General features: G+C 63.6%; 17 protein-coding genes. 8 read left to right on the top strand and 9 right to left on the bottom strand.

What is annotated here, in order from left to right:
• Positions 1-3: 3 nt before the first annotated feature.
• The 5 genes from QMX97_RS03985 (at position 4) to QMX97_RS03965 (ending at position 5,978) form a co-directional block, all read left to right on the top strand.
• Positions 4-1,782, top strand: coding sequence for a GMC family oxidoreductase (locus QMX97_RS03985; RefSeq protein WP_201144608.1), 1,779 nt, complete (start codon positions 4-6; stop codon positions 1,780-1,782).
• Positions 1,779-3,134 carry a cytochrome c gene (locus tag QMX97_RS03980; RefSeq protein ID WP_282396103.1) on the top strand — a complete coding sequence of 452 codons (1,356 nt, stop codon included), beginning with the start codon at positions 1,779-1,781 and terminating at the stop codon, positions 3,132-3,134. Before QMX97_RS03985 ends, QMX97_RS03980 begins: the two co-directional genes overlap by 4 nt.
• Before the next feature lie 54 nt (positions 3,135-3,188).
• Positions 3,189-4,496 (top strand): carbohydrate porin, encoded by a 1,308-nt coding sequence (locus QMX97_RS03975; protein WP_282396102.1) that lies wholly within the window; start codon positions 3,189-3,191, stop codon positions 4,494-4,496.
• A 24-nt stretch (positions 4,497-4,520) separates the two neighbouring features.
• Complete coding sequence (locus QMX97_RS03970) at positions 4,521-5,543, top strand: LacI family DNA-binding transcriptional regulator (RefSeq protein WP_282396101.1); 1,023 nt, start codon at positions 4,521-4,523, stop codon at positions 5,541-5,543.
• Positions 5,544-5,696: 153 nt separating this feature from the next.
• Positions 5,697-5,978: a hypothetical protein gene (locus tag QMX97_RS03965; protein WP_065908332.1), complete on the top strand. Its 282-nt coding sequence runs from the start codon at positions 5,697-5,699 to the stop codon at positions 5,976-5,978.
• Between the two features lie 14 nt (positions 5,979-5,992).
• Here the strand turns inward: QMX97_RS03965 and QMX97_RS03960 are convergent, their stop codons facing one another.
• Positions 5,993-6,190: a hypothetical protein gene (locus QMX97_RS03960; protein ID WP_282396100.1), complete on the bottom strand. Its 198-nt coding sequence runs from the start codon at positions 6,188-6,190 to the stop codon at positions 5,993-5,995.
• A gap of 179 nt (positions 6,191-6,369) precedes the next feature.
• Here QMX97_RS03960 and QMX97_RS03955 point away from each other — a divergent pair, with 179 nt between their 5' ends.
• Positions 6,370-6,975 carry a cysteine hydrolase gene (locus QMX97_RS03955; RefSeq protein WP_106803756.1) on the top strand — a complete coding sequence of 202 codons (606 nt, stop codon included), beginning with the start codon at positions 6,370-6,372 and terminating at the stop codon, positions 6,973-6,975.
• A gap of 39 nt (positions 6,976-7,014) precedes the next feature.
• Here QMX97_RS03955 and QMX97_RS03950 read toward each other — a convergent pair whose 3' ends face one another.
• Complete coding sequence (locus QMX97_RS03950; RefSeq protein WP_065908326.1) at positions 7,015-7,407, bottom strand: tautomerase family protein; 393 nt, start codon at positions 7,405-7,407, stop codon at positions 7,015-7,017.
• Between the two features lie 216 nt (positions 7,408-7,623).
• On the opposite strand from QMX97_RS03950, the gene QMX97_RS03945 reads away from it, so the two are divergent.
• Positions 7,624-7,902 carry a hypothetical protein gene (locus tag QMX97_RS03945; RefSeq protein WP_065908324.1) on the top strand — a complete coding sequence of 93 codons (279 nt, stop codon included), beginning with the start codon at positions 7,624-7,626 and terminating at the stop codon, positions 7,900-7,902.
• Between the two features lie 9 nt (positions 7,903-7,911).
• On the opposite strand, the gene QMX97_RS03940 is transcribed toward QMX97_RS03945, so the two are convergent.
• The 7 genes from QMX97_RS03940 to QMX97_RS03910 all read right to left on the bottom strand — a co-directional run bounded on the left by QMX97_RS03940 (position 7,912) and on the right by QMX97_RS03910 (position 14,535).
• Positions 7,912-8,313, bottom strand: a complete 402-nt coding sequence (locus tag QMX97_RS03940) for a hypothetical protein (protein ID WP_282396099.1) — start codon at positions 8,311-8,313, stop codon at positions 7,912-7,914.
• Positions 8,314-8,375: 62 nt separating this feature from the next.
• On the bottom strand, positions 8,376-9,311 hold the full coding sequence (locus tag QMX97_RS03935; protein WP_282396098.1) for a FecR domain-containing protein: 936 nt from the start codon (positions 9,309-9,311) through the stop codon (positions 8,376-8,378).
• Positions 9,308-9,817: a sigma-70 family RNA polymerase sigma factor gene (locus QMX97_RS03930; protein ID WP_105696888.1), complete on the bottom strand. Its 510-nt coding sequence runs from the start codon at positions 9,815-9,817 to the stop codon at positions 9,308-9,310. Before QMX97_RS03930 ends, QMX97_RS03935 begins: the two co-directional genes overlap by 4 nt.
• Positions 9,818-10,045: 228 nt before the next feature.
• Positions 10,046-11,593 (bottom strand): MFS transporter, encoded by a 1,548-nt coding sequence (locus QMX97_RS03925; protein ID WP_065908320.1) that lies wholly within the window; start codon positions 11,591-11,593, stop codon positions 10,046-10,048.
• Between the two features lie 13 nt (positions 11,594-11,606).
• Positions 11,607-12,824 carry a cytochrome P450 gene (locus tag QMX97_RS03920; protein ID WP_282396096.1) on the bottom strand — a complete coding sequence of 406 codons (1,218 nt, stop codon included), beginning with the start codon at positions 12,822-12,824 and terminating at the stop codon, positions 11,607-11,609.
• The gene (locus QMX97_RS03915; protein ID WP_282396094.1) at positions 12,824-13,501 is read right to left on the bottom strand and encodes an HAD family phosphatase; all 678 of its coding nucleotides are present in this window, start codon (positions 13,499-13,501) and stop codon (positions 12,824-12,826) included. The genes QMX97_RS03920 and QMX97_RS03915 overlap by 1 nt, the downstream gene beginning before the upstream one ends.
• Positions 13,498-14,535, bottom strand: coding sequence for a ScbA/BarX family gamma-butyrolactone biosynthesis protein (locus tag QMX97_RS03910; protein WP_177410334.1), 1,038 nt, complete (start codon positions 14,533-14,535; stop codon positions 13,498-13,500). The genes QMX97_RS03915 and QMX97_RS03910 overlap by 4 nt, the downstream gene beginning before the upstream one ends.
• 285 nt (positions 14,536-14,820) lie before the next feature.
• Here QMX97_RS03910 and QMX97_RS03905 point away from each other — a divergent pair, with 285 nt between their 5' ends.
• Entirely contained in the window at positions 14,821-17,514 is a 2,694-nt protein-coding gene (locus QMX97_RS03905) for a TonB-dependent receptor (RefSeq protein ID WP_201144626.1), read from the top strand.
• The last annotated feature ends 15 nt before the right edge of the window (positions 17,515-17,529 follow it).

The raw sequence follows: 17,529 nt of genomic DNA, 5'->3' as shown, positions 1-17,529 counted from the left end.
CGAATGGCCAATGTACGCCCCAAAGTCGACGCAGTGATCGTCGGCCTCGGCTGGTGCGGCTCGCTGATTGCCGAAGAACTGACCCGTGCCGGCTTGAATGTCGTCGCCATCGAACGCGGTCCGTGGTTTGAGACCGCCACCGACTTCCCGCCCTCGGTGGACACCGATGAACTGCGCTGGGACACCCGCCGCAGCATGCTGCTGCCGCCCGCGATCGAAACCACCACGTTTCGCAACAACCGCTCGCAAACCGCGCTGCCGACCCGCGACTGGAGCCTGAACGAGTTGGGCTACAACGTCGGCGGATCGGGCACGCACTGGGCGGGCATGGCCTGGCGATTCCTGCCGTTCGACTTCGAACCCTACAGCTTTACACTCAAGCGCTACGGCCAGCAGCAAATCGAAAAAGGCCTGATCGTCCAAGACTGGGGCGTGACGTATGACGACCTCGAACCCTTCTACGAGCGCTTCGAAAAAATCGCCGGCGTATCGGGCAAGGCCGGCGTATTGAATGGTGAGAAGATCGACGGTGCGAACATCTTCGAAGGCAACCGCAAGAGTGAATTCCCGCTGCCGCCACTCGCCACCACCCGCCTGACCGACCTGTTCACCGAAGGCAGCAAAAAGCTTGGCTTGCACCCATTCATGGTGCCCGCAGGCCAGGCCTCGCAGGCCTACACCAACCCGCTGGGTGTGCGGATGGGGCCCTGCACCTACTGCGGCTACTGCCTGTATTACGGCTGCGGCAACTTCTCCAAGTCGAGCCCGAATGCCTGTGTGATTCCCGCGTTGATGCAGCGCAGCAATTTCACCGTGCTGACCGAATCGGCCGTGCTGCGCGCCAACCTCGCCGAAGACGGCAAGACCGCCACCGGCGTGAGCTACCTCGACCGCAACAAAATGGAGTGGGAGCAACCGGCGGACATCGTGATTTTCTCCGCCTTCCAGATGCAGAACGTGCGGCTGTTGCTGCTCTCGAAAATCGGCAAACCCTACAATCCCGAGACCCGCCAAGGCGTGGTGGGCCGCGCCTACAGTTTCCAGACCGTGTCCGGCGCCAACCTGTTTTTCGAGGACGAGCAGCTCAACCAGTACATCGGTGCAGGCGCCCTCTCCGCCCAGGTGGACGACTACAACGGCGACAATTTCGACCACACCGGCAAGGGCTTCATCGGCGGCGCCGGGATCCTCGTGGTAGCCCGTGGCGCACGTCCGATCGGCAACGCAGACGCTGTCCCACCAGGCACTCCACGCTGGGGCAGCGAATGGAAAAAAGCCTATACCCACGCGTTCCAGAACGGCACGTTCATCTTCAACCAGGGCACCAGCTTTTCCCATGACGAGTGCTACCTGGACCTGGACCCGGAATACAACGATGCCAATGGCGACCCGTTGATTCGCGTGACCTTCGACTACAACGAGAACGACCGGCGCATGGCCAAGTTCACCGAAGACAAAGCGGTGGAAATCGGCAGGGCCATGGGTGCAAAAATCGTCAACGGCTTTGACTCGGCAGCCGTGAACTATGGGCCTTACCTGCCCTCCAGCGACCACACCATCGGCGGCGCCGTGATGGGCCTGGACCCGAAAACCAGCGTACTCAACCGCTATCAGCAGAGCTGGGACGTGCACAACGTCTTCGTCCTGGGTGCCTCTTCATTCCCGAACAACGCCGGCTATAACCCGACGTCGACCATTGGCGCGCTGAGCCTGTGGACCGCCAAGGCGATCATTGACCAATACCTGGCCAAACGCGGCCCACTGGTGGAGGTACCGGCATGAATGCGCGCTTTCGCATGGCCCTGACGGCCACCGCCGTATTGTCCCTGGGTTCCGCCATCGGCCTGTATGGTGCATTCGGCATTGCCGATGCAGCGGACAGCATTGCGCAACCCGGGCAGCAATCTGCTGACGGCGCCGGGGTCAAGGCGCCTGCCACCCAGGCACAGGAAGACCCGGCGGTGACGCGCGGGCGCTACGTGGCGATTGCCGGCGACTGCGCGGCCTGTCACACCGATCCGCATCACGGCAAGCCGTTCGCCGGTGGCTACGCGCTGGAAACACCGTTCGGCAAGTTGCTCGCCAGCAACATCACCTCCGACAAGAACACCGGTATCGGCGCCTGGACCGAGCAGGAATTCACCCGCGCGGTGCGCGAAGGCAAAGGCCGACATGGCGAAAACCTCTACCCGGCGATGCCCTACAACGCCTACGTGAAAGTCAGCGACCAGGACATGCATGACCTCTGGGCCTACATGCAGACCGTCCCGGCGGTGGACAACGAGGTGGTATCCAACCAGTTGCCATTCCCGTTCAACATCCGCCTGATGATGATGGGCTGGAACCTGCTGTTCTTTGATAACACACCGTTCCAACCGCAGGCTGAGGCGTCTACGCAGGTCAACCGGGGCGCGTACCTGGTACAGGGCCTGGGCCACTGTGCAGCGTGTCACACGTCAAAGAACTTCCTCGGCGGTGACAAGGGCGGCGCGTTCCTGCAAGGCGGCGAGTTGGCTGGCTGGCACGCACCGGAAATTACCGGCAACCCCTACGTCGGTATCGGCGGCTGGAGCGATGCGCAACTGGTGCAGTACCTCAAGACCGGCAGCAACCACGTGGCCGTGGCGTCGGGCCCGATGGCCGAAGCCGTGACCAACTCCACCCAGCACCTGCGCGACGAGGACTTGTACGCCATCGCGGCTTACCTCAAGACCTTGCCTGGCTCGGACACCCGCAGCCCGCGGCCGCTCAAGGCCTCCGGCACATTGATGCAGCAAGGCGCGAATGTGTACTCGGCCAACTGCTCGGCGTGCCACAGCAGCGACGGCAAGGGCATCAACCAACTGGCCTCGAGCCTGGCCGGCAACCCCGGCATCCAGGCAGAAAATCCCCAAAGCCTGATCACCACGGTGCTCGAAGGCGGCCGTGGCGCGGTGACCGTCGACAACCCCACCAGCGGTGCGATGCCGAGCTTTGCGTGGAAATTGTCAGACCAGCAAATCGCGGCGACGCTCTCGTATATCCGCAACAGCTGGGGCAACACCGCCCCCGAGGTGAGCGCCAAACAGGTCGCCGCTGTACGCGAAGACCGCAAGCTGCCAGCCCAACTGAGCGCCGACGGCACCTCCCGCTGAACCCGTGACGCGGCCTGCTCCAGGCCGCGTCCCTGCCTTTGAAGGAAAAATCAGATGCTACGTTTTCCACTGCGCTGCCTGGCGGCCTGCGTTGCCATGGGCGTACCTGCGACACACGCTGCGGATGCGTTCGCCAGCGACTCACCCTGGATGAGCGGCGATTGGGGCGGCCTGCGCAGCGCCTGGCTGGCCCAGGGGGTGGATATCAAGTTGGGTTACACCGGCGAAACGTCGACCTTGCTACGCGGCGGTTACCAGCACAAAGACCGCTCGACCCGCTACGCCGACCAATTCAACGCAGGCGTCGACATCGACCTGCAAAAGCTGCTGGGCTGGCAGGACGCAGCCTTTAGCCTGGGGCTGACCAACCGCAACGGCGCCAATAACCTTAATCAAAAGATCAGCGCACCCGGCGCCGCCGGCATGGGCTCGACCCAGGAGATCCAGGGCCGTGGCAGCGTGACCCGCCTCAGCGAACTGTGGTTGAGCAAGGGCTGGCTTGACGATGCGGTGAACATCAAGCTGGGCCGGTTCGCCGTCAGCGATGACTTCGCCGTGGAAGACTGCCTGTTCCAGGGGCTGGCGTTCTGTGGCTCGCAACCGGGCAACTACGTGAACAGCATCTACAACGGCCCGATCAGCCAGTGGGCCGCACGGTTGCGCTACCGCTTGAGCCCGACGGTGTATGCACAGGTCGGCGCGTTCAATGTGAACCCGTCGAACCTGGAGAATGACAACGGCCTCAAGCTCAACACCCACGGCACCACCGGCACCTTCACGCCGCTGGAACTGATATGGAGCCCGACTATCAACCAACTGCCCGGCGAATACCGTGTGGGTTATTACCACAGCACCGCACAGGCCGAGGATGTGTACAAGGATCAGTTCGGGCAAGCGGCGGCCACCCGTGGCAACGCCTATCGCACCGATGCCACACGGCATGGCGAGTGGGTCGTGGCCAAGCAGCAGCTGACCTCGGTCAACGGCGACACTTCTCGCGGCCTGACCCTGACGGCCAGCGCCACGTTCCAGGATCGCAACACGACGGCGATCGACAGCTACCAGAAACTCAGCCTGGTCTATAAGGGCCTGTGGGATGCGCGTCCCACCGACACGCTGGGCGCCGGCATTGCACGTGTTCACGCCAGCTCGGTGTTCCTGCGCAATGCCCGCGCGGTAAACGCCGCTGGCGGTGACTTGCCCGAGCAGCACAGTGAATATGTTGCCGAGCTGAACTACGGGATCCAGGCCACACGCTGGTTGAACATCATGCCGAACCTGCAGTACGTGAAGGACCCGGACGGCGTTCGTCAGGTCAAGAATGCCCTGGTACTGGGCCTGCAAGTACAATCGCAGTTTTAACCGGCCACAGGATACGCACGCAGCATGGGCAACACCCTCAAGCGTCACGGCCTGATCAAGGTCGCAGAATTGGCCGGCGTCAGCCTGAGCACCGTGGACCGGGTCCTCAATGATCGCGGGGGCGTGTCCGACACCAAGCGGCGCAAGGTCCTGGCGATGGCGCGTGCGCTGGGTGTGCGTCGCGGCCTGCCCGCGCCGTTCACCGGCCCGATGATCGTCGATGTACTGTTGGCCGACAGCGCCACTGACCATTTCAAGCGCCTGGATGCGGCGTTCGAGCGCCAGGCACAACGCCTGCGCTCGGACCTCACGTTGCGCCGCCAGCGCTGGCCGGAAAACGCCCCCGGGCAACTGCTCGACGCCCTGCGCAAACCGCGTTCGCGGCGCCATGGCATGATCGTCGTCGCGCCCGACACGCCGGACGTGCACCAGGCGCTGGACACCATCGTGCAGAACGGCACGCCCACCGTCTTGCTGACCACCAACCTCAGCACGGTCGAGGGCGCGGTGTATGTCGGCATCGACAATCACGCCGCCGGGCGCAGTGCCGGGCGCTTGATGAGCGAATGGATCGGCCAACGCCCCGGCGCCGTGCTGCTGACGGTCAACTCGCTCGCCTACAGCGCTCATCAGGAGCGCGCCAGAGGCTTCATCGACGTAATGACGCAGCGCGCACCGGCTACGCGCATTGTCGGCCCGGTCGAGTGCTTTGATGACGATGAACTGACCCGCGCGGCCGTCGCGCAGTGCCTCGCCGTCGGGCCCTTGGCAGGGCTGTATGACACCGGCAGCGGTTCGCAGGGTATCTATGCGGCGTTGGCGCACAGGCAGGTCGATCCGGTATGGATCGGCCATGAGGCCACCCCCCAGCACGCCGCGCTGCTGCGCCAGGGCGTGATGTCGCTGGTACTCGATCAGGACCCGGAAGGTCAGGTGCAGGCCAGCATCGACTATCTGCTGCACACCCACGGCATGATCGACACGCCGCCCCTGCTGCCACTGGCGATGAAAATCATCATCGAGGAAAACCTGCCCGGCGCCTTGTGACCGCCGCGTGTGATTGCAGGCGTGCGCAGCGCCTCGGCCTTTGTGTGATGTCGATTGAACGATGCGTTGGCGCACGGGCTCTATTCACTAGAGCAGCGCGCGCAGCAGAATTTCAGCGCGTCGCGTCCACGCCCACTCACAAAAGGTCAGTCCATGTCTTACGATTACCAGGGTACCGCCAGTGTCATCACGGCCTCTCGTCATCTGGGCACCGCTTCAGATGAACACCTCAATGAGTCGGTGGAAATCCAACTGACCAGCAGCGGTAAGCCGACAATCGCGCGCCTGAACTTCGACCGGCCCCTTCAATGGCCTGGGCACCCGAACTTTGTCGCGGTCAACCTGCCCGATGGCTCATCCGTAGGCGGCGTGATCGTCGAGATCGAACGAACCACAGATGGCCCTGGCTGGGTGACGTTCACCGTGGACGACTGACGGAGGTGCCGTCGTCAGGCATCCGGGTGTTCACTCGTGACCGAATCGGCGGCGTCCACGTCCGACATGTCTTCTTCAAGCGGCGCACCGTCTTCCGGCGGCAGCGGGATCTGACCTTCCGTGCGCTTCGGGTCCGGGCCGGTTTCGTTGTCGGTGGTGCGCGTTACCACCTGTTGGGATTGGTTGCCCGGCGCTTTTTCGTCAATGTGCATGCTGTTTCTCCAGTCTGGCGCGCGGGGAATCCGGGCTTAAACATGAGAGGCAGCGGGTGCACGAGAGTGCCGGGCAATGGACGAACGGCGAGACGCGCACTGCAGTCAAACAAATCCAGCCTCCGGGCCGCACTTGATCTACGATTAAAAGCCCACCGCCCGCCTCTCGGAGAATCCGCATGAACCCGCACACCACCGCGCTTGTGTTGATCGAATTCCAGAACGATTTCACTACCCAGGGTGGCGTGTTCCATGACGCTGTCAAAGACGTCATGCACGCCACCGACATGCTCGCCAATACCGCCACCACGGTGCAGCAAGCCCGCAAGCTCGGGGTGAAGATCGTGCATTTGCCGATCAGCTTCGCCGCGGGGTACCCCGAACTGACCACGCGCGACTATGGGATTCTCAAGGGCGTGGCCGACGGCAACGCCTTCAGTGCGGGCACCTGGGGCGCCGAGATCACTGCGACGCTGTCCCAGGACAGCAGCGATATCGTCGTCGAAGGCAAGCGCGGGCTGGATGGCTTTGCCACCACGGGCCTGGACCTGGTGTTGCGCAACAACGGCATCCAGACGCTGGTGGTGGCGGGTTTCCTGACCAACTGCTGCGTCGAGGGCACGGTGCGCTCGGGGTATGAGAAAGGCTACAACGTCGTCACCCTGACCGACTGCACGGCGACGTTTACCGAGGAACAACAGCAGGCGGCGGAAAACTTCACACTGCCGATGTTTTCGCAGACGCTGAAACACACGCAGTTTCTGCAGGCGCTGACGGCCCCATGAAAAAAACCGGCGACTCCTGGATGAGTCGCCGGTTTTTGCTTATTCGGTCGGTGCGTACTGCATTTCACCGTTGCCGAACGACCAGTCCTCGCGCTTCACGTCCACCAGGCTGATCCACACATCCTCCTTGCGCAGCCCGGTCTTGGCGTGAATGCCTTCTGCGATGAATTGATAGAAGGCCTTTTTCACCGCCACGCTGCGCCCGGCATTCCAGGTGACCTGGATAAACACGATGCTGGGGGTGTAAGTCACGCCCAGGTAGCCAGCGGCGGGATACACCAGTTCATCGCGGGCATGCCGATTGATGATCTGGAATTTGTCGTGCTCGGGCACATTCGCAACGCTGGTCATCGCCGCGTACACCACGTCGCCAATGGCGGCAGCGGTTGCTTCGGTAGTGTCGGCGGCGAGGTCGATTCGAACTAAAGGCATGGCAGAATCCTTGGCAGGTCGGTGGCCATTCCACAGCGGCGGCCCGTGATCACTACCCTAGGCCTGTGCGAACAATTCATCAATCGCATATTCAGCAATAATAAATATGATTATTACGCATATTGAAGCCGCATGACCTGTGACGCTTGCATGAACCGAACGCGAAAAAGCCGTAACATGCGGCCTTCGTTCAACACCTCATGGAAGACATCACGCATGAACAACCTGTCTGGCGCGCTGCGCCTGGTAGTCTCCCTGCCGATTTACGCCGCGTCCATCCTCGCATCCCTGCTCACTCTCAAGCCGCTGTTCGATGCGGGGATGATCTTGCTGGCGGGCTTCCTGACCCCTTATCAAATTGGCCGCGTGCTCGGCTATTTACTTGCCAGTGCGATATTGACCACGATTGCCGCCGGTCTGTGGATGCTGGCTCGGTACGTGCGCACGTCGCGTTTTCGCAAACAGCCGGCGCCGGTGGCCAACCCGTTGCCGTGAAGCAGGTGCTTAGTTCGATGGGGCTTTGACTGTCGCGCTCTGCCCCGTTTCGACATCACGAATGTCATAGCTCCAGCGGCCCTTCGACGCCTCGCCATACAGCCCATAGGTTCGGCCACCGACCAGGCTCACCGTGGTTGCGAGGGGCGCGGTTCGGCCGTCGCCAATCGACCAGGTAGCTTGCAGGGTGTGGGTGCCGGCGCCGAGGCGGTATTCGTTCTGACGACCCAGCCAGAACAGCGTCCCGTTGTTATCAATACGGGTGATCGTCAGGTGTTTGTCGAACTGCTGGATCACCGCAACCTGGTCCGCAGGTTTTCCTTCTGCGCTCTGGTGCTCGTAATGAATACAGCCGGTCAGCGCCAGGCTGAAGCCCAGCATCGAGAATGCGCGAACGTGTTTGGCAAGCATGCTTTCAATCCCTTGAAAAGGGCGTGATCCTAAAGACATTCAGCACGTGCATCAACCGCCAATCAGGCCCGCGCGCCAATCAACACAACCACCCCACCCCATTGCCGCACCTTGATCGGCAGGCTCTGCTCGAGAGCCTCGAGGGTCTGCCGCGCATTGTCCAGGGGAAAGCGCCCGGTCACGCGCAGACCGGCTACAGCGGCGTCCAGGCGCACGATGCCGTTGCGATACGGGCGAATTGCGTCGACCACGCTGGCCAGGGTCTGGTTGCGCACCACCAGCCAGCCATCAAGCCAGGCGGTATCGGTGGCGGCCATGGGCACCTGGGTGAGGATGCGCTGGTGATCGAACAGCGCGCTCTGGTGCATCGCCACCCGCTGCTGCGTGCCGCCTTCGAAGTGCAGCACCGCGTCCGCATCCAGGGTCACCAGGCGTATCGCGGCGCCCTGCTCGCTCAGCATCAGGCGGCCGGTGCTGGCGCTGATGCGGCCGGCGCGGGTGTCGACCTGCAGCGGGCGCAGCACATTCACCAGCATTTCCCCGGCGCGCAGCTCCAGGCTGCGCGGCTCCCCCTTCAGCGTGGCGAGCACCTGGCTGCGCGCATTCAGCTTGAGTGTGCTGCCATCCGCCAGTTGCCAGGTACGCCGCTCGGCGGTACCCGTGGCATAGGACTGCCCCGCGTCGTCGAAGCGCGAGACCCAGCCCGCGCCCGCCGCCAGGCCCACCGCACACAGGCTGGTACGCAGGAACGAACGCCGGCTGCTCGGCTGCTCCAGGCTGCGCAACAGCTGCGCGCTGGAGCGTCCACGCCACGGCGAGGCCTTGAGTTGGTCGAGGCCGGCGATCAATTGCGCGTACACCTGGCGATGGTGCGCCGAGGTACTGCGCCATTCATCCAGCGCTTCTTGCTGCGCGGGGCTGAAGTCGCCGGACTGGATTTGCACCAGCCAGCCGATGGCCTCTTCGGCCACCGGGTCGTTCAACGGGTGTTTGCTCACTCACTCAACCCCAGGTAACAGGCACGCAGGGCCTGGGTCATCAATTGGTGGATGCGCCCCAGGGACAGGCCCAGCCGTTCACTGATCTGTGTGTAGGTCATGCCGTCCAGCTGGCTGTGTACGAACACCGCCTTGGCCTGCCCCGAGAGGCCATCGAGCAGCCGGTCGATGGCCAGAAGGCTCTCGATCAGGATCAACTGCTCCTGCGGCGACGGATGCACGTGTTCGGGCACCTCGGCGAGGATCTGCAGGTACGCCCTCTCCAGGTCGCGACGGCGCCAGCTCTCGTACATCAGGCGCTGGGCGATGGTGGTCAGCAGCGCGCGCGGTTCGCGGATTGCAGTGGGATCGGGCAGCATCCACACCTTGAGGAACGTCTCGGCGGCGATATCCTCAGCGCTATGGCTGCAGCCGGTGCGGTAGGACAACCGCGCGCACAACCAGCTGTAGTGCTGCTGGAAAATCTGGCCGATGAGGCGGGTCTTGAGCAAAGCATTCGGGTCCATAGGTCCATAATCTTCATGGACTGCACACGCCAGCGGACAAGTGGTGGTGGGCCTGTCGGTTTGAGGTAGACCTGCATCCGGGCAGGTGAATCCAGTTTGCCCCAGTGGGCATCACCAGATAAAAGAATAAAAAAAGCCATCAAACTGCATTTTTTGCATAACCCTGGATAATCTTCCAGGCACGCAAAGTCACCGCCCGCAACCATCGCGGGCAGTGTGAAACCGCACTTACTGAGCGGCCAGTTGCGCCTCGCTGCGTTCCTGTTCACGCAGTGGCCGTACCAGCCAGGTCACCACCACCGTCAACACCAGCAGGATCAGCGCCAACACCCACAGCACGCCGTGGAAGGCACTGTCATAGCCGCCGATAAACAGGCTGTGCACGGTGCCGGCCTGCTCTGTGCCCAGCGCCTGCAGCGAACCGGTCAGGTTGCCGGCGGCAACCTCGTCGATCCAGCGTTGCAGGGTGCCGGGGTCCGGTGCCAGGCGGCTCAAGGTGGCGCGCAATTGGCTGTCGAGCAAGGTCGCCAGGAGCGAGCCGTACAAGGCCACGGCAATCGCCTCACTGCCCAGGCGGAACGTGTTGAGCAACCCGGCGGCCATCCCGGCCTTTTGCTCCGGGACAGTCTTCAGTGCCAGCCCATCCACCAGCCCCGCCGACAGGCCCATGCCGATGCCCACCAGCAGCAAGGGCAGCGCCAATTGCCACAGCGCCACACCCACCTGGCTGACCAGCGCCAGCGCGACCACGCCGACCAGCAAGGCAATCAGGCTGGCCTTGAGGATGCCGATCGCCGACACCCCGCGCGCCGCCCACTTGCCGGCCAGGATCGGGCAAAACAGCATCGGTACCGTGAGCAGCAACATCGCCAGGCCGGCGTGGGTCGCGCTCAGTTGCAGCACGCCGAACAGGTAGCTCGGCAGGTAGGTCAGCAACGTCACGAAGCCGAATGACGCCGCGACCGTCACCAACGCCAGGCCGACAAAGGGCCCGCGCGCCAGCAGCGACAGGTCGAGCATCGGCTGGCGATGACGCCGCTCCTGCCAGGTGAATACCGCCAGCAACACCGCCGCCACGGCCACCAGGCCGAGCACGCCCTGGCTGCTCCAGCCCCATTGCGAGCCCTGCACGATGGCAACCATCAGCGCCAGCAACGCCAGCACGAACAGCGTCGCCCCCGGCACATCGAAGCGCGCGGTGCGCTCCGCCAATGCCCCGTCGCGGGTAATCAGCGGGCTCCCCAACAGCACAATCACCAAGGTCACCGCATGCGCCCAGAAAATCGCGCGCCAGCCGACACTGTCCAGCAACAGGCCGGACAAGGTCGGCCCCAGGCTGACGCCCAGCCCCGCCACCGTGCCGAACAAGGCAAATGCGCGCAGCCGCGCCGGGCCGCTGAAGTGGGTGGACAAAATGGCGATGCCGCAGGAGAAAATCGCCGCCGCGCCGATGCCCGCCAGCCCCCGTGCCGCGTCCAGCAGCCAGGCACTCTCGGCCACCGCAGACAGCACCGAAGCGACCACGTACAGCGATGCACCGGCGACGAAGCAGCGCTTGCGCCCGAGCCGATCCGCCAGTGCGCCCCAGGCCAGGGTAAAGCAGGCGAACGCCAGGTTGAAGGCGTTGACCACCCATTGCAGGCTGGTCAGCGGTGCCTGTATATCCGCGCCGATGGCCGGCAGCGCGAGGGCCGTGCCGGAAATGGAACTGGGCACGACAAATATCGCCAGCAGGATGATGCTCAGTAGCGCAGTATCGGCAAAGGTCGTTTTCATGGGTCCTTCCAGGTCAGGTTGAAGTAAAGCCGAGCACCGGTAAACGGGCCGGACGGCGCAGGATGATGCCGTCGATCCAGGGCACCTGGTCCGCCGGCACCGCCAGGCGCAGGTTGGGAAAGCGTTGCACGAGGATCTGCAACACCGTGGTGATTTCCAGCCGGGCGAGTGCCGCGCCCATGCAGTTGTGCATGCCATAGCCGAACTGCAAATGCCGCGCGCCCTTGCGGTCCAGGCGAATCGCCAGCGGCTCGGGGAATGCCGCCGGATCGCGGTTGGCGGCAAACGCATCGGCGTAGATGATGCTGCCCTCGGGGATCAACCCCCACGGCCCTTCCAGGTCGACACTGGCCAGGCGCGGAAAGGTCGAGATAGTGCCCAGCGGGATCAGCCGCAGCAGTTCTTCGACGGCCTCCGGAATCAGCGTCGGGTCCTCCACCAACTGCTGCCACAGCTCGGGCGCAGCCAGCAAGGTGTACACCGACTTGGTCAGCACAGTGAGGATGTTCTGGTCGCCGCCGATCAACACGCCGAGCAGGATGCCCACCAGTTCCTTGTCGTTGAGCGGCGGTTCGCTGTCGGCACGGCTGGCGACGAAACGCTGGATCAACCCATCGGGATAGGTTGGCCGCGCGCCGGTGACCAGGTCGGTCAGGTAGTTGTAGACGCCCCAGAACTGGTTCAGCAGCTCCGGCACATCCGCGTCCGACGCCACCTGCACGGTATGGCTGAGGGGCCGGTAGTACTCGCGATCGCTCAAGGGAATGCCGAGCAACTGGCAATCCACCGTCGCGGGAATGTGGTCGAGCACCTGGGCAAACAGGTCGGCACCGGGCGCCTGGCGTTGCAGCACATCCAGGCGTTCGTGGGTGGTTTGCTCGACCTTCTCACGCAGCACCGCCACGCCGCTCGGGCTGAAGTCGCGGGCGACCACTTTGCGCAGGCGGCCGTGGTCGGGAATGTCATTGTTGAGCAGCAGTTCTGGCGGCGTAATAGTCGGCAAAAAGCTCGCGCCGTCTTCTTCGTTGCACGGGGCACGAATCGCGCGGTTATCCAGCAACAGCGCCTGCACGTGTTCATATCGAGTCAAGTGAAAGGCCAGGTGGCCGCTGGGCAGCAGGATCCTCGCCAAACCATTGGCCGGGCTGGCAGGTTGATAAGCCGGCGGCGCATCCAGGTGCGGGATGCGCGCCACGGTCACTTCAGGTGTGGTGGTCACGGCGATATTCATCAGGCAGGCTCCACGGCAGGTTGCAACAGGCTCACACCGGTGACGCGCTGCAGTTGCGCGAGGGCCTGGTGGTTGTCGGTGAAGTGCAGCACTTGCCAGCCCAACGCTGCAGCGGCGTGAATATTTTCCGCCACGTCATCGATCAACAGGCTGTGCTGCGGCGCCACGCCCGAACGTACGGTGGCCACCTCAAAAAACGCCGTGTCCGGCTTGCGGGTGCGCTCCTGGCTGGAGTCGACGATCAGGTCCACGACCTCATCCAGGCCGACCATCGCGCGCCAATGCAGCGACCACTCGACCACGTTGTTGGTGAGAATACCGACGCGAAAACCGCTACGTTTCAACGCGCGCACGGCGGCCACCAGTGGCGCATTCGCGGGCACCCCGGCGAACCATTGCTCGCCGAAGCCTTGCAGGCGCGCACGCGACAGGTCGATCTGCGGATCGCGGCGACGCAGCGCCTGCTCCAGCCGTGCGCCCCACTCGCGCTCGGTCAGCAAGGCGTTCTCGACCGGCGCGAGCATCGGCACGCCCAACTCGTCCGCCACGTCGCTCATGGCCTGCTGCAACACGCGCGGGGCCAGGCCGGTCTTGACCTGGTATTGCTCGAACAATGCCGGGATCGGCGGCGACAGCACGCCGCCGAAATCGAACCAGATAAACTCCGGCGCGCTCATCGCACACCCCCTGCCACCAGGGCCAAGGGCTGGCTGGCCGCCACCGGCAGCAACTCCAGTTCGGCGGTGGCAATCACCACGCCGTCCTGCTCGACATCCAGCGCGAGGGTGATCTGGCCGTGTTCATCACGGGACAAGGAGGCGAGATCTGCACGCACCCGCGTCGGCAGACCGAACTCGCCGAACCGCGTGAACACCACATGGCAGCGCGACAGCAATAGTTGCTCGGGGGCGACCTGCAGTTGCCGGTCAGCCGCCACCAGCGCGACCTGGCGAAAGCCTTCGAGCAACAGCATGCCGGGGATATGATCCAGCGGATGGTCGAAGATCGCCGGGTTGTTGAGATCAACGATCAGCGGCGCGACCAGGCTCTCTGCGCCCTGCTCCAAATCCCGGCCGAGCACCACGTTATTCAACCAGTGGCGCCCCACTGCCGAGGGGCTCAAGGGCGGCGGCAGTTGTGCCAATGGGTCGGCGTCCAACGGAATGGCCGCCAGGCCACGGGCACGCATCTTGTTCCAGGCCGCGCCGCTCATCCAGCGAATGCTCATACGTTCGTGGCGCGCGGCGACTTCGCCATTGATGCTCAGCGACATGTTGAGGGTGACGCCGCTGCGCTCGCCATGGCGCAGGTATTCATCCACGACATACACATCGATCGAGGCTGACGCCGGGCGATCGCCGACCACCAGCAAATGCCGCTCGGTCACCCGAGTGACACTGTCCAGGTAAATAAACTTGTCCTGAGCATTCACTTGCAGAAACGCGTGGGAGATATAAATCGACGCCTGCCGGAACACTTCAAGCAATAACAACATGTCGTAGTGCGCGGCACGGTGCGTATGTTCACTGAAGTAACTGTGGGTGCGCGGTAATTGCGCACTGCAGCGAAAGTGTCCGTCCTTGATGCGTTCGGCGCCGGTCAGGAATACTTCGCTGACGGCGGCACGGTGCACCATGCTGCGCGGAACGGTGTTTTCGCAATGCAGGCTCGGCACCGAGCCAAGCGGGTTCAAAACTGATACGTCAGACATGGGCATCTGTCTCCTGATGAGCTTTTCCGTAAGCGTGCAGACCGCCGTACATGTTCACATCGGTGAACTTTGTATGCTGTGCGCGGACAACCCGATCTGGCTGTCAGTACCCTTGTGCGAATACTCCCTTATATTTTCAGTGCGCACTTAGATCAGTTTGATCGAAGCTTATGCGCACAACAAAATCATCTAGACACCCAACTAATCGTTCTAACTTAGTGGTGAAAATCCGCCCGCGAAGTTGCTCAAGGTCGTAAAGAACATCACGACCCGGAGCAGATTTGCATGTTGAAAACAGGATTCACCCTGGCGCCGCTGGCCTGCGCATTGGCCCTCGGCGGGCTGACGCTGCCGACCCTGGCGTTGGCTCAAAACGAGGCGACGTCGGTACAGACGGTGATTGATTTCAATATCCCCGCAGGGCCCCTGGATGAGGTGCTGCTGAGCATCTCCCAGCAAAGCGGCCATCCGATTGCGTTTGACCCGCCGCTGGTAGAAGGCCGCGCCAGCCGCTCGATCCAGGGCCGCTTGAGCCAGGAACAGGCGCTGGGCATTGCCTTGAGCGGCTCCCAGTTGGGCTTCAGCCAGACCGCCAGCGGCGCGGTGTTGATCCACCGACTGGCCAGCACCGCCGCCCCCGCCGCCGCCATCAACAGCGAGCCGCAGGCACCGCGACTGAAATCGGTCGAAGTGATCGGCACCCGCCGCAGCGACGTCACCGCCCTGCAAAGCGCGGCGCCGGTGGATGTGATCAGCAGCGAACAGCTGGAACGCGCCGGCACCGATAACCTCGCGAAGGCCCTGGAAACCCTGGTGCCGTCGGTGAACTACCCGCAAGTCAACGGCACCGACGGCGTGTCGTCACAGCGGCCGGTGTCGTTGCGCGGGCTTGCGGCCGACCAGGTGCTGGTGCTGGTCAATGGCAAGCGTCGGCATGCCTCGGCCTTCGTCAACACCAAGGCCACCTTGGGCCGTGGCTCCCAGGCGGTGGATCTGTCGACGATTCCGGTCAGCGCGGTCGACCATATCGAAGTGCTGCGCGACGGCGCCTCGGCACAGTACGGCTCGGACGCGATTGCCGGGGTGATCAACATCGTGCTCAAGGAGCAGGACCACGGCGGCGCGGTGCAGAGCACTTTTGGCCAGTACACCAAGGGCGATGGCTTTCGTCGCTCGGTAGGCGGCTGGACCGGCTTCACCTTGCCCGGCGACGGTTTCCTGACCCTCAGCGGCGAAGGCCTGCGCAGCGAGCGCACCTCCACCGGCGGCACCGATGGCCGGCAGTTCTACCCCACCGGCGATGCCCGCGAAGCGGATGCCGACCGTCACTGGCGCTACGGTTCCCCGGGCCTTGAGGACTGGAACCTGGCGCTGAACAGCGGCCTGTCACTCAACGACGCGGTCGACCTCTACGGCTTTGCCACCTACCAGGACCGCACCGGTGAATCCCAGGCGACTTTTCGCCGTCCGATTGACCCCAACAACCTGGTGGCCGTGTACCCCAACGGTTTCCTGCCACTGCTGGATGTGCGCTCGCGGGATGCCTCGGTCACCGGCGGCGTGAAGATCCGCGATGAACAGCTCGGCAGCTTCGACCTCAGCGCCAACTACGGGCGCAACCGCATCGACTATCACCTCAGCGATTCGCTGAATGCCAGCCTCGGCCCCGCCAGCCCGACGAGCTTCAACGCCGGGGCGCTGGTGAATGAGCAGACCAACGTCGGCCTTGATCACGTCAAGGAATTCAAGGTCGGCTGGGGCGCCGGCCCCCTGGTGTTTTCCAGTGGCCTGGCCTGGCGCAACGAGTCCTATGAAGTGATCGCCGGCGACCTCGCCTCCTGGACCCACGGCACGGCCCTGCCCGCCCGCGCGGGTGGCGCCCAGGGTTTCCCTGGCACCCAGGACAGCGACGAAGGCCGCTATGCCCGCCACGTGTTCGGCGGCTACCTGGGCCTGGAGCAGCAGGTCACCGAAAAGCTGCAACTGGGCCTGGCCGGACGCAGCGAGCACTACGACGATTTCGGCACCACCACGACCGGCAAGTTTTCCGCGCGTTATGACTTCACCCCGCAGTGGGGCCTGCGCTCGACCCTGAGCAGCGGCTACCGTGCGCCGACCCTCGGGCAGATCGGCACCTCGGCGACCCAGACCGAATTCAAGGCCGGCGACCCGACCGCCTACCAGGTCGGCACCGTCAGCGTGAACACGCCCGTGGCGCGAGCCTTGGGCGCAACTGACCTGAAGCCGGAAAAATCCACCAGCCTGTCCCTCGGCGTGGTCTGGCAACCGATTGAGCGCGCCAGCGTCAGCGTCGATGCGTACCACATCCGCATCAAGGACCGCATCGCCCTGTCGGAAACCCTCAGCGGCACCCAGGTCAGCCAGATTCTCGCCAACCAAGGCTATGGCAATTACTCCGGGGTGAGCTTTTTCACCAATGCGCTGGACACCAAGACCAGCGGCGTCGACGTCGCTGCCCACTATCGCCTGGACCTGGCCGATGCCAGCCAGTTGACCCTCAACGGCGCCTTCAACTACAGCAAGACCCAGGTCACCGACATCAAGGACAACCCCGGCCCCCTGGCTGGCACCGGCATCACCCTGATCAATCGTGAAGCCTTGAGCTACGTGGAAAGCGCCTCGCCCAACAGCAAGCTGATCCTCGGTGCCGACTGGCGCAAGGGGGCCTGGCAGGCGAGCTGGAACACCATTCGCTACGGCACCTACACCCTCGATTCCAACCTCGGCGAAGCCCGCGACCAGACCTTTTCGGCGCAATGGGTGAGCAACGCCAGCGTGTCCTACGACATCAGCCAGGCACTCACCCTGACCCTGGGCGGCAACAATATTTTCGACAGCTACCCGGACAAGATCGACGTCGCCAACCGCTTTGTCGGCGGGCGCGTGGCCTACCAGAGCATCTCGCCGGCTGGTGCCGAAGGCGCCTTCTACTACGTGAAAGCCGACTACCGCTTCTGACCCTCACAAGGAGTT

The organism is Pseudomonas sp. PS01298 (assembly GCF_029959745.1).
GTDB classification, from domain to species: Bacteria; Pseudomonadota; Gammaproteobacteria; order Pseudomonadales; family Pseudomonadaceae; genus Aquipseudomonas; species Aquipseudomonas aylmerensis.
The sequence above is the reverse complement of the archived record's forward strand: the minus strand, read 5'-3'. Positions and strand labels throughout refer to the sequence as shown.